The sequence below is a fragment of the Brucella pseudogrignonensis genome (genome assembly GCF_032190615.1).
Lineage (GTDB): Bacteria > Pseudomonadota > Alphaproteobacteria > Rhizobiales > Rhizobiaceae > Brucella > Brucella pseudogrignonensis_B.
In genome coordinates this window covers 21,344-46,388 of the sequence record NZ_JAVLAT010000003.1, presented here as the reverse complement: position 1 = coordinate 46,388, position 25,045 = coordinate 21,344, and the positions used below count along the sequence as shown (strand labels likewise).

Genomic DNA, 25,045 nt, shown 5'->3' with positions numbered 1-25,045 from the left:
CGTGTTTCTCTGTGAAATAAGGCGAATTTGATCGGCATTTTATCACTTTCATTTGCAAATTTATCGTCAAATGAATAATCGTCTTCAGACTGGGGATTTAGAGGCGGGAAATATTACTATATGCATAAAAAGAAATTTCGTATGCGAAGCTCTTTCTGTGGCTCGGGACTTATAATTGGAGCTTTATTCTTTGCTGCTTCATTAACACCCAGCCTGATACCACGTAATTACGTTTTTCAGGGCATTTTGGCGGGCGTAGCTTTTGGTTCGGGTTATGGTATCGGCGTATTTCTCCGTTGGCTATGGCTATACTTGGAGCTACCCAGCCTGAATGCTCAGATCTTAAAATATGCAAAACTGCTAGCCGCTATCATTTGCTTGAGCATCATGCTTGTCGCCTTGTATCAAACCGCAAGCTGGCAAAACTCGATCCGCAGCGTTTTGAGTATGGAGCCTGTAGAAAGCGGTTATCCATTTAGTGTCAGCGTGCTGGCACTGATAACCTTTGGGGCTCTCGTTCTTCTGGCGCGTGGGATAATCGTTCTGGGCCGGATGATAATCAATAAACTCAACAGCTATTTTCCACGCAGAGTATCCATTATTGTCGGCGCAGCAATTACGTTTGCTCTTATATTTACAATAGCAAACGGCGTTTTGGTAGAGTATTCATTCCGCGTATTAGACAGTTCTTTTCAAAGATTTGACGCTCTGGTCGAACCGGACCGTCCGCAGCCACTCATAGCGGAGCGCGCTGGCAACCCTCAATCGAAACTCGATTGGCGGAAATTGGGTCGTGCGGGACGAGAATTTGTAGCCTCAGGACCGACGGCATCCGAAATCAGCGATTTTAACAATCGCACCGCGCTAGAGCCAATTAGGCTTTATGCTGGCTTGCAGGTGGCGGATACACCCGATGAACGCGCTCAATTACTGCTGAGCGAATTAATCCGAACAGGTGCTTTTGATCGCGCAGCACTTGTTGTCATCACGCCAACAGGCACTGGTTGGGTTGACCCATCCGCAATTGATGGACTGGAGTTCTTGTTTGACGGTGATGTTGCAAGCGTTGCCTTGCAGTATTCTTATTTAAACAGCCCGCTTTCACTCCTATTTCAGCCAGAAAACGGACTTGCTTCATCACAGGCGCTTTTCCGGGCAGTCTATGACCACTGGAAAAAATTGCCGGTTGATCAGCGCCCAGAGCTATATCTCCATGGACTTAGCCTTGGTGCATTTAATTCCCAGCGGTCTATAACTTTTTTTGATATTCTGGGAGATCCAATTAATGGCGCGGTCTGGAGTGGCCCACCCTTCCCGAGTGAGAAATGGCGCTCGCTGACCAATACTCGCGATGCCGGATCAACAGAATGGTTGCCGGTTTTTCAGGATGGACGGTTTGTGCGCTTCATGAACCAGAACGGCACGCCAGAGGGGAATACAGTGCAATGGGGTAATACGCGTTTCGTCTATTTACAATATGCCAGCGATGCGATCACCTTTTTTGATAAAAGTCTGGCCTATCAGGAAGCCGACTGGATGAAATCGCCGCGAGGTCCTGATGTCTCGCCTATGCTGGGATGGTATCCGATTGTGAGCATGCTGCAAATCCTCATCGATATGCCTTTGTCGGACACGGTGCCGATGGGTTATGGGCACGTCTATGCGCCGGATCACTATTTAAATGCGTGGCTAGAGGTTACGGGCATAGAAACCTGGCAAGCTGACGAAATAGAGGCGCTTAAGAAGCATCTCATTAATAGAGCTCAGCGTGAAGATGGTTACGAGTATCGTGGCGGTTGAAGATGTAAAGCCGCAAATTTTACGCCAGTGATGCGAAAAATCATCGCAGATAAACAACACGTTATCAGTTTGGAATTCACTGAATGGCCGCAGTATTTCAGCTCTCTGTCTATACGTCCTTCTTAGCTTTTACGGCTCTAGGTATAGCGTTCTTTTTATTCGGGCGTCTGGTTTTGTATGTGCTTGCAAAGCATGCAAAACATAATCATCTCTCAATTCCTATCGGAGCATTTATAGGGACAGTGGCTACCGCCTGGGCGCTCGCGCTCGGCTTTGTGGCAGCCGACATCTGGGCTGTGGGTTCAAAAGCTGACCAAGCCACCAGTGATGAGCGATCAGCTATTGTACGCTTGATTGGTACGGCTAATTCTCCGGCCATTAACGCGCCTGAACTACGGGAGGCTCTGATAACATATCGAACGGCGGTCATAGAGGATGAGTGGACGAAGAATATCAACCTGCGCCCGGTTTCTTCTGTTGAGGTGGCATTACAGAATATTCGAAATGAGATTTTTGCGATAAGCCAGAGCGATATTCCAACGCCCATTATCTCACATCTTCTCAATGATTTTGATATTCTGCAAAATTCGAGAAACTTGAGGTTGGCAGTCGGAACGACGTCAGTTGATGCTTACAAATGGTATTTGGTATTGGCACTCACATTGATGACGATTATGACAATTGCTTCAACCCATGCTGACAGAACACGCGCTGGCAGCATGGCTTTGACGATTTTTTCCTTCAGTGCAACTTTATGTTTATGGATATTGGCAATCCATGCAAATCCGTATCAGGGGCTGGAAAAGCTTGAACCAACGCTGCTGCTAACTGAGAATACCCCTCAGACGTAATGAGAGTTAGTTCAGTCGGCTATCAAATCAGAGGGTGGCAGAATATTGCGATTAAACCCCTATTATCACGGGCCAGTAACAGACCATTTCGACGGCCAAAGGTTCTACAACCCGGGTGAACCTATGACTGATCGTGGTGTTCAAGAAGTACTGCGCTGGCAGCGTGCTTCTCCTAAAAACGCCTGGCCAACTAAGATCAATGTTCAGCAGGTTGTCCCTGAAAGTCGTGTGGACGCATTGACCGTAACAATGGTCGGCCATGCGACGGTTCTCATTCAAATTGCTGGTCTTAATCTCCTCACCGATCCAGTATGGTCAGATCGCGCGGGTCCTTTTCACCTTGTCGGACCTAAACGTGTCGCTGTTCCCGGTATAGCATTGACCGACCTTCCGCCGATCGACATAATCTTGCTGTCCCATAACCATTATGACCATTTTGATGTACAGACCTTAAGAAAGCTCAAAGCGCGGCATTCGCCACTGTTCGTTACACCATTGGGCAATGATGTTTTGATCCGGCGTTACTTGCCAGACGCTCGTATCGAGACAGGTGATTGGGGAGATTTTTTCTCGATTGGTAAAAATGCGGAGATTCACATCGTTCCTGCAAATCATTGGTCAGGACGCAGCTTACACGATCGTCGCATGGCACTTTGGGGCGGCTTTATGGTTAGGACGGCTGGACGATTGATTTATTTTGCAGGGGACACCGGATATGGAACAGGGAGGATTTTCCGCGACATGCGACGACAATTTGGATCGCCTGATTTAGCAATTCTGCCATGCGGCGCTTATGATCCTCGTTGGTTCATGGCCCCTCACCATGTTGATCCAGAGGAAGCCATCCAAATCATGTGTGATCTCGACGCCGATAAGGTCCTGGGCATGCATTGGGGCGTGTTTAAACTCACTGACGAAGCATGGAATGATCCAGCTATTCGACTCTCAAAAGAACTTGAGGCCCGCGGCGTTAATTCGACGCGTTTCCAGCCAATGATGCCCGGTCAGGTGGCACACATTTCTTAATGCGATTCACGGTACGAACCAGAGCAACGTGATTAAACGTCGGATTTTCCTTTTATACTGAAGTCACAAATTCCATGGAGGCCCGCATAGCTAAATTAACAAACCAAGGCTAGGGGAGCTAATTTCGGCGCCTATACCATCCAGGTGTTTAAAATAAGCTCGCCGTGAGGCTTTATTGTTAAGCCAGCCTTCATATAGTGCCTGCGTGGGTTTTCAGTTATCGGAGGTTAGCCATCATCGGTGATTACATTACCACCAAGACTGTAATGGACTTGTCCCGCTTTATTTCCGCCTCATGATCTTGTTTCGGCGGTTATTTGTTCGAATTGAGCGGGCGATATTCCTCCGAGGGTCGAATGCCTTCTGCGTATGTTGTAAAATCCGTTTATGTATTTGAATAGCGCATCCGTCAGATGCTGCCGTGTTGGTGTTGTCACGTTAAGTTTCTCTGGCCGGAAAGACCAGGGGCTCGTAGATATTCATGCGACACTGGCCGCAATTTTCCATGCATCGAATGCTTCGAGGCGATGGTAGCGAATTGTTTGTGCGGCTCGGCGACGAGATGGAACAGAGAAACAATTGCGGGTCGCTGAGTGCATGGAGACGAACCGTTGCAACGCTCCAGGTGACCGATGACCTTGCATGGTTCGCTCCCGTTTTCGAAACGGCAGATGGCTATTTTCAGCCCGATTATTGAGGCCCTTGTGCGACCAATGGTCAAGGCCGGGTGCCACTTCTGCCTTTGCTGCACCGTAGGAGCGGAGCTTATCGGTGATGATCCGTTTGGGAGCAAAGCTATAGCGCTTCATTAACGCCACGAGCAGTCGCTTTGCCGCCCTTTTATCACGCCGCTTCTGCAAGATTTCTTCGAGAACGGAGCCATGTTGATCCACCGCACGCCAGAGCCAGAATTTCTCTCCAGCGCATTTGACGACCACTTCGTCCAAATACCAAATATCGCCGGGGCGCGCCTGACGCCGCCGCAAGTTGCGTGTGATCTGGGGGCCGAACTTGGCGATCCAACGACGAACTGTCTCGCATGATACGTCGATTCCACGCTCAAGCAGCATTTCTTCAACTTCACGCAGACTAAGGTTGAACCGCAGATAAAGCCACACCGCATGAGCAACGATCTGTGGCGGAAAACGGTGACGCTTGAAGATGATATCTGATGTCTGCATCGCCAAAATTTACGCCCAAACCGTCAGGAAGGCAACTGTAGCCCAGTTAACGTGACAACGCCGCATCGAGGCGATTTACCGTCGCCCAAACACCTCGAAGCCAGCGCCAAGGCATAAAATCTATCCCTATCTCCTGCGCAAGCTGGCGGTCACCAGACCCAATCAGGTGTGGGCAATGGACATAACGTATATTCCGATGGCACGTGGCTCTGTCTATCTGTGCGCTGTCGTCGACTGGTTCAGCCGCCGGGTTCTGTCATGGCGACTGTCGATCACAATGGAGGCGGACTTCTGCATCGAAGCGGTTGAGGAAGCTCTGGTCAGCTATGGAAAGCCTGAAATATTCAACACGGATCAAGGATCACAGTTCACGTCCATCGACTTCACTAACTTGCTGAAAAAGGCAGAGATCGCCATCTCGATGGATGGCAAGGGTTCGTGGCGAGACAATGTCTTTGTCGAGCGGCTCTGGCGATCAATCAAATACGAAGAGGTTTATCTTCACGCCTACAAGACCGTGTCCGAGGCCCGCAATGCCATCGGCAGATATCTAAATTTCTACAATAGCCGACGCCCACATTCATCGCTTGACCGGCAGACACCGGATCAGGTCTACTTCAACGCGCTGACACCAATGATGGTGGCGGCATAAGCGAGGCGGAAATCCACTTAACAAAACGCCAGAAACTGTTCAGACAAACCGAGCCACTTCTATCTAGGGTTGGATCGGTTAATTTGTCATAGACACAATATACAAAGGCAAAAAAAATTTATGAAAAAAGCGAGCCTTACGGCTCGCTTTAAATTATTAAAGATATCGGTTTCTTTCTCGTTCAATTTCTTCTGACGTATAGGGTTCGGCGTTAGGATCAAAATTCTTCCAGCCTTCGCGAGTGTACACTTCGCGACGCGCAGCCACATCGACACGTGATGCGCCTGCAAGAATTGCGTCTGCTTCAGCGGCTCTCTCTTCAGGGACACGCGCAGTCACCAGTGAACCACCGCGACGCACGCTTTCCGCGTAAACATTAGCATCCTCCTCGGAAACACCCGACTCTGTCAGAGCTCCAATAAGGCCACCTGCTACGCCACCGACAACGGCACCACCAACTGCACCAGCAAGAGTAGCGGCAAGCCAACCGGCAGCTACGACGGGACCTACACCCGGGATCGCCATGATTCCGAGGCCAGCCAACAACCCGCCCGTTCCGCCGATTGCAGCACCAATACCGGCACCTACGCCTGCTCCTGCGCCCGCATTGCTTTCACCTTCGCGATGATGGGAGACAATGGAAATATCGTTGGACGGAAAGCCTGCAGATTCTAAGCGGTTAACTGCATCTTTCGCAGCATCATAATTATTAAATAGCCCGGTAACAGTTTTCATTTTGCACTCCGATAAAAATAGTTTTAAAAGGTGAAGGAGTCTTAGAAATGGGTCTTACATTGCCTTCTTGGTTACGTTTCCCTGATAATCAAGCTGAACCTGAACCTTATCTCCCCCCTTCATTGCAGAGGCATTCCAAATCCCGTCTTCCCCCAGCTTAAGATCCATGACGCTACTATATCCGGCTTCTTCAATTCGGGATTTTGCTTGATCCTCAGTGAAGCTATTCTCGCCTTTCACTGGTGCGTCGGGGTTCTTGTCGCTTGGTGTACTAACCGCGGGCGTCTCTTTCGCCGTCGAACCCGTATCGGGAGCAGAAGTTTGAGCAAAGGCAACAGAAGGCGCAAGAAAACATGCGCTGAATAGCGCTATAGTGCTCATTTTCATGATGTTTCTCCAATATTCAAACTTATTGTCTGGATATTTAATAAACGCATGAATATGTTATCGGTTCCATAAGCTGAGCGTTTGTATGAAGAATAACTGTACCACCCTTCTTGATTGTCACCAGCTTGACGCGAGTACGTCTCAAACTCTTATCTTAACGAACATTTTTTTCGAGAAGTGTTTTAAACCTCTTTAAACGGCCCTAATAAATTCCATGCATCACAGCATCATAATGATCTTCTATGGCTGTAGTGCAGTTGCATGACTTTTTACGCAATGCGGCCTCATCCTCAATGGTAACAACACCGCGCTTTGTTGAAATTACCCCTTCTGCGCGGAGTTGCCCTATCGTCCTTGTTACAAACGTTCGTCCTACACCAAGCATTTCGGATAACTGATCATGGGTGAGTTCAAAATGATCTGAATTTGTTCTGGCAGATGCAGACAGCAGCCATTTTGCCGTTCGCTGGGTAATTGTATGGGTTGCGTTGCAGGCTGCCGTTTGAAAGACTTGCGCCATCAGGCAATCTGAGTATCGCGCAAACCAGTGGCGTAAAGTGATCGATTCCATTTTGACCTGCTCAAGAGCAGACGTTTTAATCCTGTAGAAACGACCGGCATTACGGACTATTGCTGTTGCATAGGCTGGAAGGCTACCATTTGAAACGATGCCACCTATTGCACCTTCTCTGCCGATTAATGCGATTTCGACAGCACTATTGTCCTCATCTACCCATCTTTGAAAACTGGCCATCGCGGGTCCGCAAGGAAACCATGTATTTACAACATCGTCGCCGGCTTTATGCAAAATAGTAAGTGCTTCGAGATCATAGGTAATTGTATGGGGGAGCAATTTTTTTCGGTCCTCCTCGCTGAGCATCATCAACAGCAGGTTATCTGAGAAATCTTGCATCGATTGAATGCTCATTGAAAACGTTTCCTTTATTCGCTCTGGAACTGTCCATAAGTGGACAGACGATTGACGTTTGCTATGTTACTTTTAGACATAACGAATGAAGCTGATTGGAAATTTGGTTTCACCGATTCCTCAAATGAACAGAAGTAAATCTGCAGACGTAGTGGTGCATTGCAAATAAATAAACTCGCCCTTGCTACCATTGACACCCTCAACAAATACTCTTTTGATTTGACTTCGTGAGAAAGTGTGCCGTTCATAATGTCCCTATCTGAGCCGGTTAACCTCACAAATTGCGACCGCGAACCTATTCATATTCCGGGCTCAATACAAACACATGGTGCTATGCTTGTTGTTGATCCGGTAAGCCAGCGCTTGCTGTATGCCTCTTCCAATGTCGTTTCGTTAACGGGCTACAGTGGCGATTTGATCCCTGGCACTGAAATTTCTTTGATCATCGGCGAGAAAAATGCGCATGATTTTCGCAATGCTGCCGCCAAAGCGAGAGACCCAGGTCTATCTTCAATCTTGATAGGATTGCGATTTCCTGGACGACCAACGTTGTTCGACGCCATCGTTCATTCACACAATGGTAAGACTTTTATCGAGTTTGAACCTTGCCCTGATCGTGGCCAGACAGCAAGACAAGCGCTGGATCTGACGCGGTCAGTCATTCATAGGCTCGGACGCGAGGAAAGCGTTGATCGTGCGGCAACAGCGGCCGCCCGTCTCATGCGTGCCATGCTCGGTTATGATCGGGTGATGGTTTATCGCTTTCTTCATAACGGAGCCGGGCGTGTTATTGCTGAGGCGAAATCGGCATCATTAACGAGCTTTATGGGGCAGCATTTTCCGGCGAGCGATATTCCGGTTCAGGCGCGCAGGCTCTATGTTAACAATACCATTCGAATGATTTCCGATACGACATCTAGCCCTGTGGCGTTGACCCCTGCACTGAGCTTAGGCGAAGAACCAGTTGATATGTCGTTTGCGCAGTTGCGAAGTGTTTCCCCAATTCATTGTCAGTACCTGAACAATATGGGTGTCGCAGCTTCGCTTTCTATATCCGTAGTCGTGGATGGAAAACTCTGGGGATTGATCGCATGCCATCATGACGCCCCCAAAGTGACACCTCTGCCACTGCGTATAGGTGCTGAATTATTCGGCCAGTATTTTTCACTTCACATTGCCGCCTGCGAACGCCGCGCAACACTGCAAGCTGCTGCCGATGCGCGAGCACAGTTGGATACTATCGTTTCTCGACTTGGCGTAAATAGTTCGATGCGTGAAGACCTCATTGGACAGTTGCCAGAATTTGCGAAACTTGTTTCCAGTCACGGTGCTGCGATATGGATGAATGACAAGTGGTTTCAGCATGGAGATACGCTGGATCAAGTCTCGACACTACATCTTCTGAAAAAGGCCCGAGAACAGGCAGCTGGTGACATATGGTCTACCTCTGAAGTAAAGACGTTTCTGCCGGAGCAATCCGGTAAGGTTGCGGGAATTCTGGCAATTCCGCTTTCGGTTACTTTTGGCGAGTATCTAATTTTATTTCGCAATGAAGAAGCGCACCTGATTGAGTGGGCTGGCGAACCCGTAAAAACTGTCGTGAATACCCCATTCGGAGAGCGTCTGACACCACGCGGTAGTTTTGAAACATGGCGCGAGGAAGTAAAAGGTCGCTCTACTCCATGGACAACCGTCGATCTTTCGGTCGGTCGCGCAATCGCCACCTATTTGCGAGATGTCATACTTCGCCAGAGCGAGATCTCGGAAAAAGAGCGCATTCGGACAGAACAGCGCCGCCGTATTCTCAATGCCGAGCTAAATCACCGAGTTAAAAACATTCTTTCTCTGGTCAAATCTATCGCTAGACAAACAGGCATGGGCGCACAGAATGTCGAAGACTATGCGCGCACACTGGAGGGACGCCTTCGGGCACTCGCAGCCGCACATGATCACTCTCTCGACATTACAAAAAGTGGGTTGATTAAGACGCTGATTGAAAGCGAGGCAAATCTTTATCGCGACAGTGCTGGCTTGGAAAAAGTTTCTCTTGAAGGTAAGGCACTCAGTTTGGATCAGCGGGCCTACAGTGTTCTATCACTGGTTGTACATGAGATGATGACCAATGCTGCAAAATACGGCGCACTGTCCACGAGCAATGGCCGGCTGGATATCAGCTGGCATCTCGAAGCGAATGGGGAATGCAGGATTATCTGGCAGGAGAGCCAAGGTCCTGTGGTTGTGCAACCGACAAGCACCGGCTTTGGAACCAAGCTGATCAGAAGCTCCTTTGAATATGACTTGCGAGGAAAGGTTCATATCGAACACAAACCCGAGGGGCTCTACGCAACATTTCAAATTCCCGCAGCATACGTTAGTTCCGAAGAACTCATAATGACCAAAGAGGATTCATTGTGCATATCAGAAAAACCTCAACTGAATGACACTTCCATTCTCGTAGTTGAAGACCAGAGTCTTATCGCAATGGACGTTGAAGACACACTGCGGGAAATGGGTGCGCAGGACATAAGACTTATCAGTAACGCTGAAGAGGCAGTGGCTGCACTTACGACTTTTAATCCGCACATAGCGATTTTGGATTTCAATCTTGGCTCCGTTACATCAGAGACTGTCGCAGAGCATCTTTCTGAACGCGGAATTCCATTCATCTTCATGACTGGTTATAGTGATCAGTCATCCATTCCTGAACGCTTCCGGCATATCGAAGTTATCCGCAAACCTATCGATATATCGTCGCTCAGTATGAAGTTGAATTCAATGATTAAAGCGCCGATTTGATCGAAAGGGATGCACTCTCAATAATCGCTGGTTTTAACTTTGATAGTTTTAAACTTGATGAATAGAGCCTACCCCTTCGGTTTACCGGTTAACTTCCTTAAGATTATTGGTCGTGGATTTTTAAATACTCCTGGCGCGGCATCGGAAAGACACTCGATTGCAGCTTCAAGAAGATTGAATGTCAGAAAGTCAGCGTGGCTATCGTGCTGCAATTTCTTGCGATCAAATATCGTCTCGTTCGTGGTTGTCTGCCATAACGCCAGTCCGATACGGGCTCCCGGATTGAGACGTCTCAAACGCCGTAAAGAAAACTTGGCGCGACGTGCAGACTCTAAATCGAGCACGCAAAGAACAATCGCAGTGGCACCCGCAATATCTTCCTTGCGCAATTGACTGGGTTGAGTTTGCTCCTGATCAATCACCTTGGTTTGCGCTGCCTGAACCGACAAAACCTGCGCCAGCATTGCAGCCGTAACATCGTCAAAAGGACCACGTCCTCCGAGACAAATTATCGATTTATTTTCACCTGAGGGGATCTGCAACATTTCGCCATCTTCGGTATCTGATAATGCATCAACAGAGACAGTTTCTTCATTATCCTCTTCTTCATCGGCTATTTGTTTGAGATTTGCGACCAGCATTCTGGAACTCTGGGAAATCTGTCGTAGCTGTGTGTCACTGAGAACGCCGCGAATGCGATCCTGTTGTGCAATAAGCAGCGCTGGAATGGCTACGTTGCCATAATATTCCACCAAGAATTGTTCAGATAATAATTCAAGCGCGTTGTCGGTGGCCTCATTAGGATCACCAGCCAAAAGTCGTTGATATAGCCTCTCTTCGGGAGTGAGTACCGGATCCGAGCCAAAAAGAATTTCAAGAAAGCGAAACTGCGGAACATAGCGCCCCAGAACGACCAAACATACGGTCAGTGGCGTTGAGAGTATCAATCCAATCGGACCCCATAACCATGTCCAGAAAATTGCAGAAACAATAATTGCTAAAGGTGAGAGGCCAGTTCGCGATCCATAGAGCCACGGCTCAATTACATTGTTGCTGATGAGTTCAATCAAAACGAAAAGCGCGATGGTCCATAAAAGTAGATCCCATCCGGGTGCTATGGCAAATGCCAGAAAGATTGGCATTATAGCCGCGATGACAGGACCAATATATGGCGCAAATCGTAAGACTATTGCCAGCATGCCCCATAAAATTGCGTTCGGTACACCTAAAATCCAAAGCCCAATGCCCAGCGGCACGCCATAACTGATATTTACAACTAGCTGTGTGAGCAGATAGCGCCCCACCCGCGTACCCGCCTCCTGCAAAGCTGAGGTGGTCCGATGAAGATCCCCATGACCCACCAGACGAATAAAGCGATCTCGTAATTCTTCTCTCTCGAGAAGCATGAAGACCACCACCACAATAACGAGCCCCAAAGTGGCAAGCGGCCCAATAAGCGGCCCTACGATTGTTTCAAGCGTTTGAACTGGATTTCGCTGGGAAAATATTTCTACGAGAATTGGCTTGCGCTCGGGCTGTCTTGAGACGGCTTTATCGACAGTTTTTCCCTCGTCTTGACTGATCTCCGCGCCAATACGTTCCGCAAAGCTGTTCAGGCGATTAAGCAGACCATTATCGGTGCCAGTTTCTTTTAGCGTACGAATTTTTTCGATGATATTGTATTGATAGGTCGCGATGTTCTGACCGACTTCATTGACCTGAAATGCCAAAATTGCGCCAAACAATCCAAGAATCAGAAACCCGCCAGTAACGCTGGAAATGATGGCAGGCAAACGCGGCAAACCAAGACGTCTGAGAAAAGAGACAATCGGCGCCAGCATGAAGGTTAAAAGTACAGCAGTGGCTAAGGGTAAAAATACATCCTGAGCAAAATAGAGGATAGCAACGACTGCAGCGACGGCAGCAAGTGCGGGCAACCGTGATTGTTCGTGCGCTACAGCTAAAGAGTGGTTACCACGTCCAAGTCCGCGCTGCATGATGCCTCTTATTAGTTCGTGTTCCTATGATGCAAATTGATACGCAGTGCTGACGTTTACATTGTTAAAGCATACGAAAAGAGGACTATTTACGGAAAATAATGGTTAGGCTTTAAGAAATACAACAGCCGCTACCGGCAAGGCAACCCAGATACCGGGCTCACCACGATACGCAGAAAGCTCACCGCTTAAAGCAATGGGCTTTTCACAAAATGCGCAATCTATCAGGCTTTATCGATAACACTCTTTACAGAATGTTTTGCCTTACCTTTGGCCTGCTGTGCATCGCCCTTGGCTTGCATCTCTTTGTCATCAATGGCTTTGCCAATAGATTGCTTAGCTTTACCAGCGATTTCATTAGCCTTGCCGGATACCTTATCTGAGGTACTGCTCATTCTAACTATCTCCCTAAACTATGTTGTTGTAACTCCATTTTAACAACGATCATCGCTAAAATTGGTTCCAAGGGAGTTTTCACTTTCGAAGTCCAGCACTCTGAAATCAGCGTTGAGGCCGGGAAGGCATTATTAATAGAACTGGACCCAACCTTGCATTACGCCCGACCATGAATTGCCAGAGGAAGAAGCAGGGAGAAAATGATTATTAGCACCAAAAACTCAGGAAAATCTATTCAACGAAACGGTTGAGGTTAAATGTCACATTTTCAAATAAGAGCATTACTTAATTGACTCAAGCCCAAATCATTCGGGGATCGCCCAGCTGGTCCATAGCGCGCAGTTGTTAAACGCAATGAGCGGGTGCGATTGCTGATATTTGAATGGAGGCCTTTGTATTCTTCGGTCCAGACTTCAAACCTGTTAAGCTGATGTGGCCCAAAGGTTGAAAATAGCGGAATGTCACTTGCGTCTCTGCCACGCGCCACGAGAGCCCGCCCTATCCTTGGCTGGTTATGACGGGCATCAACAGTAAACCACTTACCATCGAGGTAAACCTCAACCCAATGTTGGTTTTCGTCTGGTTCTGAGCCAGGTTTCCATTTCGGGTTAACCAACACGAAGACGGAAATAGGCATGGGATTCAAAAAGATACATGCGCTGTGGCGGATCAGCCTTAAACACACAACTGGGTCAAATTCAGGCTGAATTCAACAGTCAGACCCTAATTGATTACGTAACGAAACTCCCGACTTGCGTTGTAGCGATGGAAGCGTGTTGTGGAGCTCATCATCTTGGTCGGCTGTTTGCGGCACAAGGCCACGAGGTCCAGCTGATGTCACCAGAATATGTTCGCCCGTACATCAAGGCCCAGAAAAACGATGATCGGGACGCTGAGGGGATTGCCGAAGATGCATCTCGACCGACCATGCGTTTCATCGATCTTAAGAGCCAGGAGCAACTGGATATCCAGACACTGCATCGGGTGCGTAGTCGCCTTGTGGCAGAGCGAAGGAATCTGATCAATCAGCTTCGCGCAATTCTGTTGGAACGTGGGATCATCTTCCCGGTCGGACGGCAAAAGTTCGAGATCGGCATTGATGCTCTGCTCGCAGAGAGCAACGAAATATTATCTCCACGTATGCGTCAGCTGGTTGGCGATTTACGCGTGGAATGGAAGGACCTCGACACGAAGATCGAAACTTTGAATACTGAATTTGTTCAACTGGAACGCAATGCTACGGCCCCGGCGGCTGCAGTGGGAGATGCAAGCAGCTTCAAGGAAGCGCCCGATCTGGGTGCTTGGCTCGGACTGGTTCCTAACTGGCTTTGAACGCAGCTACCCAGTGGCTGTGTAATAGGATCGGCTACATAAAAGGAACGCGTAGCCAGCGAAGTTTGCAGGGAGGATCGTGAAGATGGCCAGACAGTCGAACGGCGTTTGGAAAACCCGGCCAAAAAAATGGCACCTGTTGCCGAAGTCTTTATTGGGTCTCTAAGCGTGCGGATGTCCATCTTGGCCATGAGCTTGCTCATGAGACCGATACGGTGACGCAGACTGAACAGAACACCGTAAAATCCTCTTGCAACCGGGCGGGCCATACGTTTTTTGTAGGTAAAGCTGCGCTTGCGCAGCCAGACGTCAAGCGCACTGCGGCCGATCGATACGGCTCTCTCCTCATACAATCGCCAGACCATCTCGTAGAGCGTGATGTCCTTCGCCTCTTCAGTCATGCTGAAGATGAAGTGCTCGTGAGTATCCAGGCGATGACTGTTCAAATCCCAATCCCAAATCGGGCTGCCGCTTAACGCGCTGACATGCCATCCCTTGACGCAGCCAGAACGCGGTTACGCAGATCACCACTGAAAGCCCGGGGCATATTGCCTCCAACCAAATCACTAGTCGGAGCAATGGAATCAGAATTCGGCGACGAAGGGAATCCTCAACGCGATTCCGCGTTCAATGGATCCGCTCTAGCGTTTTATTCAGCGCATCATCGCAGCAACATTTCCACCATCGACGGTGATAACCGCGCCTGTTGACGTTCGTGCAGAAATGAGATGCAAAAAAGCATCCGCAACATCATTCGCCGAAACTTCACGCTTGAGCAAATTACCGCGCATATAGACTTCCGGCGTCACTCCACGAGCCTCTGCACGCTCCTCAACCATTTCATCGGTCATCAAACCCGTGCGAATACGATCAGGATTGACGGCATTCACGGTAATTCCATCTGCCGCATGTTCCAACGAATATTGGCGCATCAGGGCCATGAGTGCTGCCTTTGAAGTCCCGTAAGGACCGAAATCTGGTCCCGGATTGACGGCCTGCTTGCTGACATTGAAGACAATGGCACCGCCGGTTTTCTGACGCTGCATAACATTGACGACTGCGCGGGCGATGTAATGATGGCTCCAGAAATTGAGATCAAATGCCGACTTGAACAGAGCGTCATCAACGAACAGCAGTGCCCCCTGAAAAGCCGCACCGGCATTCGAAACAAGAATATCAACACCACCAAAAGCAGCAACAATCTCCGCGACCGCTTTTTCAGCGGACTGAGGATCGGTTAAATCACAAGCGATGGCTTTTCCACCCAGCCGCTCTGCTTCCGCTGCTGCACGCTCGGCATCAATATCAATCAGTGCGATTTCGGCACCTTGTTCCCGTAGACGTTCTGCAATGGCAAGACCAAGACCACCTGCCCCACCGGTTACGACTGCGACCTGACGGGTCAGTGGTTTCTCGGTCTGTTTGGCGAGCTTAACCTGTTCCAGCGACCAATATTCAATGTCGAAGAGATCTTCTTCACTCAGCGCTTCGAACTGATCAATCCCTTCAGCGCCACGAATGACGTCGATTGTCGCCTCAGCCACATCCGCACCGATACGGGCTGCTTTTTGTGTTGCACCCGCGGCAAACAAGCCGATACCGTCGATATAGAAAACCCGCGGCATCGGGTCGACCATGGTTTTCCCACCGCCCACACGTGCATTGTTTCGCTCAAAATACGCTTCATATTCAGAAACATAAGACGCAATGCTGTCTTTAACGATCTGCGCCCAGTTCTCAAGATCGTGCGCATAAGGAACAGGCAGCGATACACCATAGCGCTTGATATGGATGACGTGCTCCGGCGTTGCATTTCCCCGGCGAACAAGATCGACAACATTGGGAGCGCCACAAAAATCAAGGATGTCATCGCTCGTGCGATGCTCCATGATAAAACGACGGGGACGCCCTTCTTCCCTGCCCGGAAGCGCGATTGCGCCGCGCAGGATCGGCGCAATATCCGAAATTGAAGCAAGCTTTTCCGTATGCGCATTCTTGCATGCATTGCTGAAAGGCCGCGGATTGCCCTGAGCGATCCGCTTCTCTGCCCGATCAATCGCTTCGATCATATTTTCATAGGCGATGCGGGGATCTTCCGACCATGTGAAAATGCCATGTTTAAGCAGGATCATGCCCGGCGCGTCCGGGCGTTCCGAAAAGGCTTTCTGACAGGCTTTTGACAGATCAAAACCTGGCATAACGTAGGGCACGATAATCATTTCCGGAAAGAGCTCACGAATGATTGTTTCCCCGTTTGGTTGATTGGTCAGCGCGACAATCGCATTGGCATGCGTGTGATCAACATGTTTGAACGGTAGAATGGCATGGAGGATCGCTTCGACGGATGGATTGGGTGATGACGGATCAAGCAGCAGTCGGCGTTGCAGCATCACCATATCATCGTCGCTGAGCGTCTCATAATTGACCATAGCCTTCAGGCGTTCAAGATTGAGAGCAGGCAAGCCAGCTGGCTCGATCTTGCCCATATCCCAACCACTTCCTTTCACACAAAGGACTTCAACCGGAGTGCCATCATGGTCGTTAAGAATGGTCTTGACAGAAGTGTTGCCCCCCCCATGGAGAACGAGCTTTGGCTCCGAACCTAGCAAACGCGTGGTATATGTGCGGATAGCAACATCGCGGTTGATACCTGCTTTCTCATAGGCACCAACCATTGCGCTGAAATCCGCATCCGACCAATTCGACTTCATTTGCCTACTCCTCAATTGGCACACTGCGGCGCCAGAGCCGCAGACATGGAAAAACGCTCACGGAAAGTGTGTTTTTCCATGGTAAAACAGTTATTTATGAAGACATATCCTCACTAAATACAATTGACACTATATACTGACATTAGTCAACTTCCTTCATTGGCTTGTTGATTAAAACTCGTTTATGTGCGAACCAGATGAGGGGCTAACATCAGGAAATCAGTATGACATCGGACGATCTGACACCGTCTACGCATGCCATCCCGGCTGAATTTGATGACGCGATTGTATGGGCTGCCTGGCTTTATTATGAAGACCAGCTCACGCAGAACGATATTGCGAAGAAAATGGGCGTTTCTCGCGCAACCATTGTTAATTATTTGCAGGAAGCCCGGCAGCGTGGCGTAGTACGGATTCTGATGAATTCGGAAATCCTGACCCGCACAGAGATCGCGCAAAAACTCGCAACCCTGTATGGCCTGGATGAGGTTCTCGTCATTCCCAGCGAGAAAGCAGCCCCCGCTGAAGCGCAACTACAGGCACTGGGAACCGGCGGCGCACGCCTTATTGAACGCATGGTCAAACCCGGCGACACAATCTGCGTATCCTGGGGGCGAACAGTTCTCGCAATCGCGGACGCGATCTCGCTGCCGCGCCCTGTCGAAGGACTGACCGTCGTTCAGGTCACAGGCTCATCGATGGGCAAGCGTGAGTTTGCGGCAGAGCTTTGCACGTCGATCATGGCCCGCAATATCGGAGCAACCAGCGTGAACATGCTGGCTCCTGCGATTTTGAGCAGTGCGGGATTGCGAGACGCGCTAATGGGCGAACCAGCGCTTCAACGGCAGTTTGAGCTCATTGCCCAGTCAGACATGATTGTCTTTGGTGTCGGTGGGCTATCATCAGAAAGCACCATGCGTATTGCTGATGTCACCAGCGATGAAGAGATCAATGCCTATGCCAAGGATGGCGCGGTGGCAGTCCTGATCTGCCGCTTCCTCGACAGTCAGGGCAAACAGGTCATTCGGGATCTCGACAAACGTGTCATCGGCATTGAACTCGATGAGTTGCACAGGGTTCCCCGCAGGCTTTGTGTGGCGGGTGGTTCGCGCAAGATCGAAGCGATCCGCGCGGTTTTAACCGGCGGCTATGCAACCCACCTCGTTACCGATTTTGAAGCAGCAGAACTTCTGCTCGCGCAATAAAGCAGAAAGCGGCGGACTGCACCCAACAGTCAGCCGCAGTTATCATTACTGCTTGATAGCAGCAGTATTCATGAAATTCAGCGTATCCTCGAAAGAACGGATACCGGCATCAGAGCCAAGCCCGGTCGCGACCAGAGCTGCGGATGCCTGTGCAAAATTCAATGCAGTCTTCACATCCATTTTACGGTGCAGTGCCGTGATAAAACCCGCATCGAACGCATCACCGCAACCTGTCGTATCAACCACTTCAATCTGGAATGCGGGCTGACGCAGAACAGCGCCGGTTGAATCCATAAAGCATACGCCATCACCGCCAAGCGTGAAGACACAGTGTTTCACTCCGCGTTCGATGAAAAAGCGTCCCGCGCCTTCGACACCGGCCGCACCCGAAATCTGTTTTGCTTCTTCAATAGATGGCATGAAGTAATCGATATGCGGGAAAAGCGGAGAGATCAGATCAAGGGTACTGTCATTCGCCCCCAAAAGATCAAAAGTCGTGATACGCCCGCGAGCCTTGGCTTCGGCCAGCAATTTTCGGCTTGGTTCACCATCGAGTTTTGCCAGTAGGCCTGTTCCGCCTAAATGGATAATCGGAGGCGCCAGAACGGCATCAACCGCACTGTCGAGAACTTCAAAATGATCCGATGCGCCGCGCGCATGGAGCGCCGGGCGATCCCCGTTGCGACGGATATTGAGAATGGTCGAAGATGTCGGAAAACCTTTCAAACGCTGCATCTGCGCAACGTCTACGCCAAAGCGTTGCAGAGTTGCCAGTACAAAATCAGCCTTCTCATCATCGCCCACCGCCCCGACAGCGAGACAGTTCAGACCAAGCTTCGCCAGGTCCACCACGGTTCCACCTGCGGTCCCCGCCACTGTCAGCCGGATTTCATCGATAAACTCGACATTGCCACCCGGTGGAATGGCATCAACAGGACGTCCCAATACGTCGAGAATATAGAGTCCAATAACAGACACATCGTGAGACATGATATCCTCCCAGATTTCAGTTGGGGGCGGCCTGCGCAAACAACACAGGATGACCCAACACAATTGTATTTCATTGATCGATGGCTTTGCTTATCAGGCTTGCGTCAAGCCCTTTCGCGCAGAGCGAAGATCGTTCCAGCGAGCAGGATGAAAGCCCCGACAATTGCCAGCTGCAGAGTGCTTGGAATGCCCACAAAGATCAGGACATTGCTGACAAGCGTTATCAATAGAACGCCCAGCAATGTCCCTATGACTGAACCTGAGCCACCCGTGATGCGCGCTCCGCCCAAAACCACAGCTGCAATGATTTCAAGCTCCATGCCCGCCAGATCGAAAGGATTTGCGAGACGGTTGCTGGAGACGTGAACCACGCCTGCAATACCCGCCAGCAAACCCGCATAGGCAAAGACAAATATACGGACACGGAAAAGGTTGATTCCAAGTCGCTCGGCGATGGATGGATTACCACCAACCGCGAAAATAGCACGCCCCATCAATGTGCGTTCAAGAATGAACCACGTCACAAAAGCTGCGACCACCAAAACCAGCACAGTGGCAGGCAGAACGGATACGACGCCGTTCGATGCGCGATGCGTGAACAGCGACGCCTTACCGAACGCGTCCATCGCGGCAGGAATATTCATAAAGAGCGCAGTGCCGACGAAGGTCAGAAGGAAACTTCGTATCACATATTGCGTGCCGATCGTCACGATCAGCGAAGGCGCTTGCAGCTTTTGCACGAGAAAACCATTGAGCGCACCAAAGCAGGCACCGCCGAGAGCAGCCAGGACCAGAATGAGAGCCATCGGCATTTCTGGAAATAGGTTCGTCACCAACATTGTCAGCGCATACATGACAAAAGCGGCAATAGCTGTAAACGAGACGTCGATACCACCGGATGCGAGAACGACCAGCACCCCCATCGCAAACAAGCCGCGTACAACGGATGCGCGCAGAATGTCGACCAGATTGCTCATCTGCAGAAAATCGGGATTGGCTGCGATAACCACAAAACAGGTGATGACTGTCAAAAGAAGCGTGAACAGTTCCGGTCTGGCACCCATCAAGTCCCAAAGCCGGAGCAGCATGCCGCGCTGTTTGGCGCTGCTCTTTTCCACCGATACAATGTCGGTCATTGCGCGATCTCCTTTGTTATGCTGGCCATGGATGCATAGATCGCGTCTTCAGTCAGTCCATCGGCATTGTGTGCGGCAACGATACGGCCTTGTCGCATAACGAGAATGCGGTCGCAGTTCTGCAAGAGTTCCGGCAGATCGTCGCTAATAATGATGACGCCCATTCCATCGTCAGCCAACCGCTGGATGATGCGGAAGATGGTGTCCTTGGAACCGACATCGACACCAACTGTCGGACCATGCAGGATCAAAAGCTGCGGATTGATGGTCAACCAGCGCCCGATCAGAACACGTTGCTGATTGCCGCCGGACAGCGACTGAACCGGAATGGTGACATCAGGTGCAACAATCTGAAGATCGGCAACGCTGTCTTCCGCAACTTTTCTGGCACGCCTGCCGCTGATCATGCCAAGCGCATTGCGCAAACGATCAAGGACCGGCAGCGTTATATTGTCCTGAATAGGCTTTTCCAGAAACAGACCTTCCGTAAGCCGATCTTCCGGGACATAGCCGATGCCAAAGCGGATCGCATCAGCTGCCGATTGTGGCGCGATTTCCTTGCCATTCAACCGGATTTTTCCAGAGCTAGCTGGCACAACACCGGCCAGCGCCAGCGCCAGTTCATTGCGACCTGAATCGAGCAGACCCGTCACGCCGAGAATTTCACCCTTCCTGAGCGAAAGCGAAACAGATTCAAAATTCTGTCCGTCACCGAGATGTTCGACGTCCAGCATCACATTACCGAGTTTGGGGTCGGTGCGATAGCGGGTTTCACTGATTTCGCGACCTGTCATCCAATGGCTGAACTCAGCCTTCGTATGTGTTGCGACATCAAGTTCAGCGACTTTCAGTCCATCACGCATGATGATTGCACGACCGCCGAGCGACTTGCACTCATCAAGCTTGTGCGTGACGAAAAGAACGGCGACGCCTCTGCTAAGCAACTTTTCGACAACCCGCAGGAGATTGACAACCTCCTGACGCGTCAGCGAGGTCGTCGGTTCATCCATAATGACCAGACGTGCCTCAGAAGCAACTGCGCGTGCGATTGCAATGAGCTGACGGGTGGCAAGGGGCAATGTATCTGTTCTGCGTTTCAGAAAGGCATTATCAGTTGGCAGATGCACCTCCGCGAGTGCACGCCGCGCTGTTTCATTGAGTGCAGAGACATCAAGTCTGCGCGCGAGCTTACCTGACGCTTCGACAAGTTGCTCGGTGAAAGCGACATTTTCCGCTACCGAAAGGTTCGGCAGAAGTGAAAGGTCCTGATAGACAGTCTCAATACCCGCTCGTAAAGAACCGATAGCACCAATGTCGCCTGCGCGGGCGCCTGTTGGTTCGCCGTCGATGAAAATCTGGCCCTCATCGGCTGGCTGTGCACCGGAGAGAATTTTGATGAATGTGCTTTTGCCACAGCCATTTTCACCCATCAGGTGATAGATTTGGCCCGCTTCGATAACAAGGCTGACTTCCTTGAGCGCTTTGACGCCGCCAAAGGATTTCTTGACGCTTCTGATCTCAAGAAATGGCGGTGTTGATGCAGGTGTTGAATCTGTAGCGTGCATGGAAATTTCCTGAAACTCTCAGACACTTCTGCGCCGTGCATTTCCTCAAGGCGCGAACTGGTTGGATGCGATACCGCAGTTCCGGGGCCGCTGTGGTGCTACAGCCCCGGAATAGTATGCAGAGGCAGCTTCGCTCTTAGAACGGGAAGTTCTTGTAGTTGGACTTGTCCACGTCTACCCATGCCTGACCCTGCATGATGACGCCCTTGCCCGGTCCCTTGATCACCGTCATCTTCTCATAGCCAGGAACGCCAAGGTCCATACCGTCCTTGATTTCCTCACCCTTGAGAACCAGATCTGCGACCTTGTTCATGACATAGCCCGCGTCTTTCGGATCCCAGAAGAAGATCTGATCGACGGCACCGCTTTCGAGATAGGGGCCGGTATCCTTTGGCAGACCAAGGCCATAAACGCAGGTCTTGTCCTGCAAACCAGCTTCTTCAACAGCGCGGCCGATACCAATCACATCGATAGCCGACGAGCCCTGGAAGCCCTTGATATCCGGGTATTTACGCAGAATTTCCTTCGCCTTTTCATAGGCTTTGTTGGCGTCGTTGAAGGATTCATTCTTCTCAGCAACCAGTTCCATATCTGGATACTGCTTTGCGTTTACAGCGCCTGCATCAACCCACTGATTATGCGTGAGGCTACCCAGCGAACCTACGAACGAGGTCCATTTGCCAGACTTGCCCATGCAATTCGCAAGTGCTTCATTGATGCGCGTCCCGAATGCTTTGTTGTCGAAAGCTTCGATGTCGACATCGACATTCGTCAGGCTGTCACCTTCGTGCGCAATGACCTTGATGCCACGCTGCGCTGCACGACGAAGCACGCCTTCCAGTGCCGATGGATCCATCGGGACTACGGCGATTGCGGAGACGTTCTTTGCAACGAGATCTTCCAGAATGCGCGCCTGCTGAGCAGCATCTGCCTTTGCCGGACCGACCTGGCTTGCGCTAACGTCTGGGTTGTCCTTGCCAAAGGCATCAACGCCCTCATTCATACGTGTGAACCAGTTTTCACCCGTGACCTTTACCACGGTCACGATGGTCGGCTTGTCCTGTGCAACGGCGACACCCGCCATCGCAACACCTGCGAGCATTGTGCAAGCAGCCAGTTTGGAAATAATACGCATGCTTCTCCTCCGATTATAATGCTGTTTATTGTTGAGTTTCATTCCTGATGACCCGCAAAATTCCTCCGGCCGGGCATCAGGGAATTGGTTATCTTCGTAACCGCAACCAGTAGCCCAGATGCACGCGTGCAGAAGCCAGCAGCACCAGAAGCAGCACACCCCAGGCAAGATCGCGGAAGAAATTGGAAATATTCATGAAGTTGAACAGGCTTGAAAGAATTTGAAGTGCAGTCGCAGCCAGCAGCACGCAAAGAACCTTGCCATAGCCGCCTTCCGGCTTAACGCCACCAAGCACTGCAATAAGAATAGCGATCAGAACATAAGAGCCGCCGTAATCCCACTTCACGGACGAATTGCGCGCTGCAATGATGATCCCCGCGATGGAGGCCAGCAAGCCGCAGATCGTGTAGGTCAAGAGCAGCATGCGCTTTTCGTTGATGCCGCCATAACGCGCAGCTTTCGAATTGCTACCCATCAGCATCAGCTTGACGCCGAATGGTGTGTATTTGAGAACAAAAGCCAAAAGAGCGGCAATGGCGAGAAACAACGCAAAGCACATCGGAATGCTCAGCACCGGCATGTTGCCGAAATTATCCAGCGGCTCGATATAACCAAGGCTGATCGCAGATCCATTGGTCAGAAAGACGGCAATGCCTGTGAAAACCAGCTGTGTGCCAAGGGTCGCAATCAGCGGCGTAAGCCGCGCATAGGCGATCATGATGCCATTGACCAGACCACCAATAAGGCCGACAGCCAGCGCCAGACCGGCAAAAGTCCACGAAAACAGAAGCGGTGCATCGGCAACCGGAATAAGAGTTCTAGTCAACAGGAAAGCAACAATTCCGGCGAGATTGGCAAGTGCTATACCCGAAAGATCAATGCCACCATTTCCCGAGATCATGGCGAGCATCACACCCAGCGCGAGCAGACCAAGCTCTGGCACCTGAGCGGCCATGGACTGCAAATTATAGCTATCCATGAAATTAGTGCCCGCAAAAGCTGCGCCTGCAGCCAGGACTGCGCAATTGATCAATAGCAGAAAAACAGTCTGCCTATCCACGCTATAAGATGACACGTCGTCTCCTCCCAGTATTCAGGGGCTCCCACCCCTTCGATGAACCGGCAATTCTTCAGACTCTCAGTCCGGATGATATACGCCACCTCACCCTGACATTTGTCAGCGTATGTTGTCGCTTGTCAACACTTTTTGTTCCTGAAGCATAAAAAGCCCGGATTTACGGCTTTTTTGGCCCTTCGATTTTCGTTTATTGGCGTTTTCTTTCAGAGCTTGATATCCACGTTAATCAAAATTCTTACATTTGTCGACTATCTATCGAAAAATGTAAGAATTTTGATTGGGTGATTTACCCACACATAAGAATCCGGTGAAGAATTCAAATTCAAGCCCGTGCGAAACACTTAGGCGCTGTCTTGCCCATCATAGATACGCGATGAGCCGATCCTTTACGCAGACATTCAAGCAGCGCATCGAAGAAGGTCAAAGACATCAGAAAGAATGGGTAATGGCTAGTTCATCTGTATCTTGATAACCGGATTGCTTTTCCCAAGGGCGCGTTTCACCGCAGCACGCGCCGAAGCCAAATCCGGCATGATCCAGTTCGGTTCACTGCCAAGAAACTTATCGAGAAACGCAATTGCATAGCCTGGCATTTCCGAGACGTTTTCTTTGTAAGACCACCATGTCCGCAGTTCATCGGCGCACTGGTCAATATTGGGCACCGTGCCAAACTCTTGCTCCTGAACGGCAGCAATCGCACAGATACAGTAATTGGTGTAGAGAAAACCTTCCGGCCAAAAGCTGACGATCTCGTAAAGGCGTGCAGAATCGCCTTCGGGATGCTTCGGCTGTGAAATGACCTTCGCGGGCGACAAGCGGATCAGCTCGCGCAACACAAGACCTGCAGCGAATGTGATGAAATCCTTGCGGTCCACCTGGGCAAAACGCTTATTCTGCTCGACCAGCTCGACCCAATTCAGAAACGCCTCAGTGAGCTTCTTTTCATCGATATAGTATTCAACACCATAAAGCTCATGCAACAGACTGGCATGCTTGCGAAATGTCGCCCTGAACCAACGCAGCTGACGCAAACGATGGCGCAAATCCGGCATTGATGTCATTTGTTCTCTGAGTAACAAGTCCATGCTGCGAGCGATCTCCCGTTTGCACATGACATTATGCCAAACCGATTGAAATGTCAGTC

General features: G+C 50.2%; 18 protein-coding genes and 5 pseudogenes. 7 read left to right on the top strand and 16 right to left on the bottom strand.

The window, feature by feature from the left end; all coding sequences use genetic code 11:
• The first annotated feature begins 120 nt into the window (after positions 1–120).
• From RI570_RS18040 to RI570_RS18030, 3 genes are all read left to right on the top strand, one after another.
• A complete protein-coding gene (locus RI570_RS18040; RefSeq protein ID WP_313830133.1) occupies positions 121–1,800 on the top strand; it encodes an alpha/beta hydrolase in 1,680 nt (559 codons plus the stop codon).
• 83 nt (positions 1,801–1,883) lie between these two features.
• On the top strand, positions 1,884–2,651 hold the full coding sequence (locus RI570_RS18035; RefSeq protein ID WP_313830132.1) for a hypothetical protein: 768 nt from the start codon (positions 1,884–1,886) through the stop codon (positions 2,649–2,651).
• A 123-nt stretch (positions 2,652–2,774) separates the two neighbouring features.
• Positions 2,775–3,677 carry an MBL fold metallo-hydrolase gene (locus RI570_RS18030; protein ID WP_313830131.1) on the top strand — a complete coding sequence of 301 codons (903 nt, stop codon included), beginning with the start codon at positions 2,775–2,777 and terminating at the stop codon, positions 3,675–3,677.
• Between the two features lie 293 nt (positions 3,678–3,970).
• Here RI570_RS18030 and RI570_RS18025 read toward each other — a convergent pair.
• Positions 3,971–4,102, bottom strand: a pseudogene (locus tag RI570_RS18025) (IS3 family transposase); the annotation flags it as partial.
• A gap of 54 nt (positions 4,103–4,156) precedes the next feature.
• Positions 4,157–4,858: an IS6 family transposase gene (locus tag RI570_RS18020; protein ID WP_313830130.1), complete on the bottom strand. Its 702-nt coding sequence runs from the start codon at positions 4,856–4,858 to the stop codon at positions 4,157–4,159.
• A 64-nt stretch (positions 4,859–4,922) separates the two neighbouring features.
• Between RI570_RS18020 and RI570_RS18015 the strand changes: the two are divergent.
• A pseudogene (locus RI570_RS18015) lies at positions 4,923–5,510 on the top strand (IS3 family transposase); the annotation flags it as partial.
• Between the two features lie 156 nt (positions 5,511–5,666).
• On the opposite strand, the gene RI570_RS18010 reads toward RI570_RS18015, so the two are convergent.
• The 3 genes from RI570_RS18010 to RI570_RS18000 form a co-directional block, all read right to left on the bottom strand.
• Complete coding sequence (locus RI570_RS18010) at positions 5,667–6,245, bottom strand: general stress protein (RefSeq protein ID WP_313830129.1); 579 nt, start codon at positions 6,243–6,245, stop codon at positions 5,667–5,669.
• A gap of 54 nt (positions 6,246–6,299) precedes the next feature.
• A complete protein-coding gene (locus tag RI570_RS18005) occupies positions 6,300–6,632 on the bottom strand; it encodes a PepSY domain-containing protein (RefSeq protein WP_313830128.1) in 333 nt (110 codons plus the stop codon).
• Positions 6,633–6,834: 202 nt separating this feature from the next.
• Positions 6,835–7,560 (bottom strand): Crp/Fnr family transcriptional regulator, encoded by a 726-nt coding sequence (locus tag RI570_RS18000; protein WP_313830127.1) that lies wholly within the window; start codon positions 7,558–7,560, stop codon positions 6,835–6,837.
• Positions 7,561–7,809: 249 nt separating this feature from the next.
• On the opposite strand from RI570_RS18000, the gene RI570_RS17995 reads away from it, so the two are divergent.
• Entirely contained in the window at positions 7,810–10,356 is a 2,547-nt protein-coding gene (locus RI570_RS17995) for an HWE histidine kinase domain-containing protein (RefSeq protein ID WP_313830126.1), read from the top strand.
• A 68-nt stretch (positions 10,357–10,424) separates the two neighbouring features.
• On the opposite strand, the gene RI570_RS17990 is transcribed toward RI570_RS17995, so the two are convergent.
• From RI570_RS17990 to RI570_RS17980, 3 genes and pseudogenes are all read right to left on the bottom strand, one after another.
• Positions 10,425–12,353, bottom strand: a complete 1,929-nt coding sequence (locus RI570_RS17990; protein WP_313830125.1) for an AI-2E family transporter — start codon at positions 12,351–12,353, stop codon at positions 10,425–10,427.
• 224 nt (positions 12,354–12,577) lie between these two features.
• On the bottom strand, positions 12,578–12,748 hold the full coding sequence (locus RI570_RS17985; RefSeq protein ID WP_313830124.1) for a CsbD family protein: 171 nt from the start codon (positions 12,746–12,748) through the stop codon (positions 12,578–12,580).
• Positions 12,749–13,017: 269 nt separating this feature from the next.
• Positions 13,018–13,314 (bottom strand): annotated as a pseudogene (locus tag RI570_RS17980) (transglutaminase family protein); the annotation flags it as partial.
• Between the two features lie 131 nt (positions 13,315–13,445).
• Here RI570_RS17980 and RI570_RS17975 point away from each other — a divergent pair.
• Positions 13,446–14,069: pseudogene (locus tag RI570_RS17975) on the top strand (IS110 family transposase); the annotation flags it as partial.
• Positions 14,070–14,344: 275 nt separating this feature from the next.
• Here RI570_RS17975 and RI570_RS21715 read toward each other — a convergent pair.
• Positions 14,345–14,518 (bottom strand): annotated as a pseudogene (locus tag RI570_RS21715) (IS630 family transposase); the annotation flags it as partial.
• A gap of 216 nt (positions 14,519–14,734) precedes the next feature.
• Positions 14,735–16,792: a bifunctional aldolase/short-chain dehydrogenase gene (locus tag RI570_RS17965; RefSeq protein WP_313830123.1), complete on the bottom strand. Its 2,058-nt coding sequence runs from the start codon at positions 16,790–16,792 to the stop codon at positions 14,735–14,737.
• Positions 16,793–17,016: 224 nt separating this feature from the next.
• Here RI570_RS17965 and RI570_RS17960 point away from each other — a divergent pair, with 224 nt between their 5' ends.
• A complete protein-coding gene (locus tag RI570_RS17960) occupies positions 17,017–17,997 on the top strand; it encodes a sugar-binding transcriptional regulator (protein ID WP_313830122.1) in 981 nt (326 codons plus the stop codon).
• A 45-nt stretch (positions 17,998–18,042) separates the two neighbouring features.
• On the opposite strand, the gene RI570_RS17955 is transcribed toward RI570_RS17960, so the two are convergent.
• The 6 genes from RI570_RS17955 to RI570_RS17930 all read right to left on the bottom strand — a co-directional run bounded on the left by RI570_RS17955 (position 18,043) and on the right by RI570_RS17930 (position 24,986).
• Positions 18,043–18,987 carry a sugar kinase gene (locus tag RI570_RS17955; RefSeq protein ID WP_313830121.1) on the bottom strand — a complete coding sequence of 315 codons (945 nt, stop codon included), beginning with the start codon at positions 18,985–18,987 and terminating at the stop codon, positions 18,043–18,045.
• Positions 18,988–19,091: 104 nt separating this feature from the next.
• Complete coding sequence (locus tag RI570_RS17950; protein ID WP_313830662.1) at positions 19,092–20,075, bottom strand: ABC transporter permease; 984 nt, start codon at positions 20,073–20,075, stop codon at positions 19,092–19,094.
• Positions 20,076–20,119: 44 nt separating this feature from the next.
• Positions 20,120–21,688 carry a sugar ABC transporter ATP-binding protein gene (locus RI570_RS17945; protein WP_313830120.1) on the bottom strand — a complete coding sequence of 523 codons (1,569 nt, stop codon included), beginning with the start codon at positions 21,686–21,688 and terminating at the stop codon, positions 20,120–20,122.
• Positions 21,689–21,824: 136 nt separating this feature from the next.
• Entirely contained in the window at positions 21,825–22,823 is a 999-nt protein-coding gene (locus tag RI570_RS17940) for an autoinducer 2 ABC transporter substrate-binding protein (protein WP_313830119.1), read from the bottom strand.
• Positions 22,824–22,911: 88 nt separating this feature from the next.
• The gene (locus tag RI570_RS17935; RefSeq protein ID WP_313830118.1) at positions 22,912–23,898 is read right to left on the bottom strand and encodes an ABC transporter permease; all 987 of its coding nucleotides are present in this window, start codon (positions 23,896–23,898) and stop codon (positions 22,912–22,914) included.
• Positions 23,899–24,350: 452 nt separating this feature from the next.
• Complete coding sequence (locus RI570_RS17930; RefSeq protein ID WP_313830117.1) at positions 24,351–24,986, bottom strand: hypothetical protein; 636 nt, start codon at positions 24,984–24,986, stop codon at positions 24,351–24,353.
• Between the last annotated feature and the right edge of the window lie 59 nt (positions 24,987–25,045).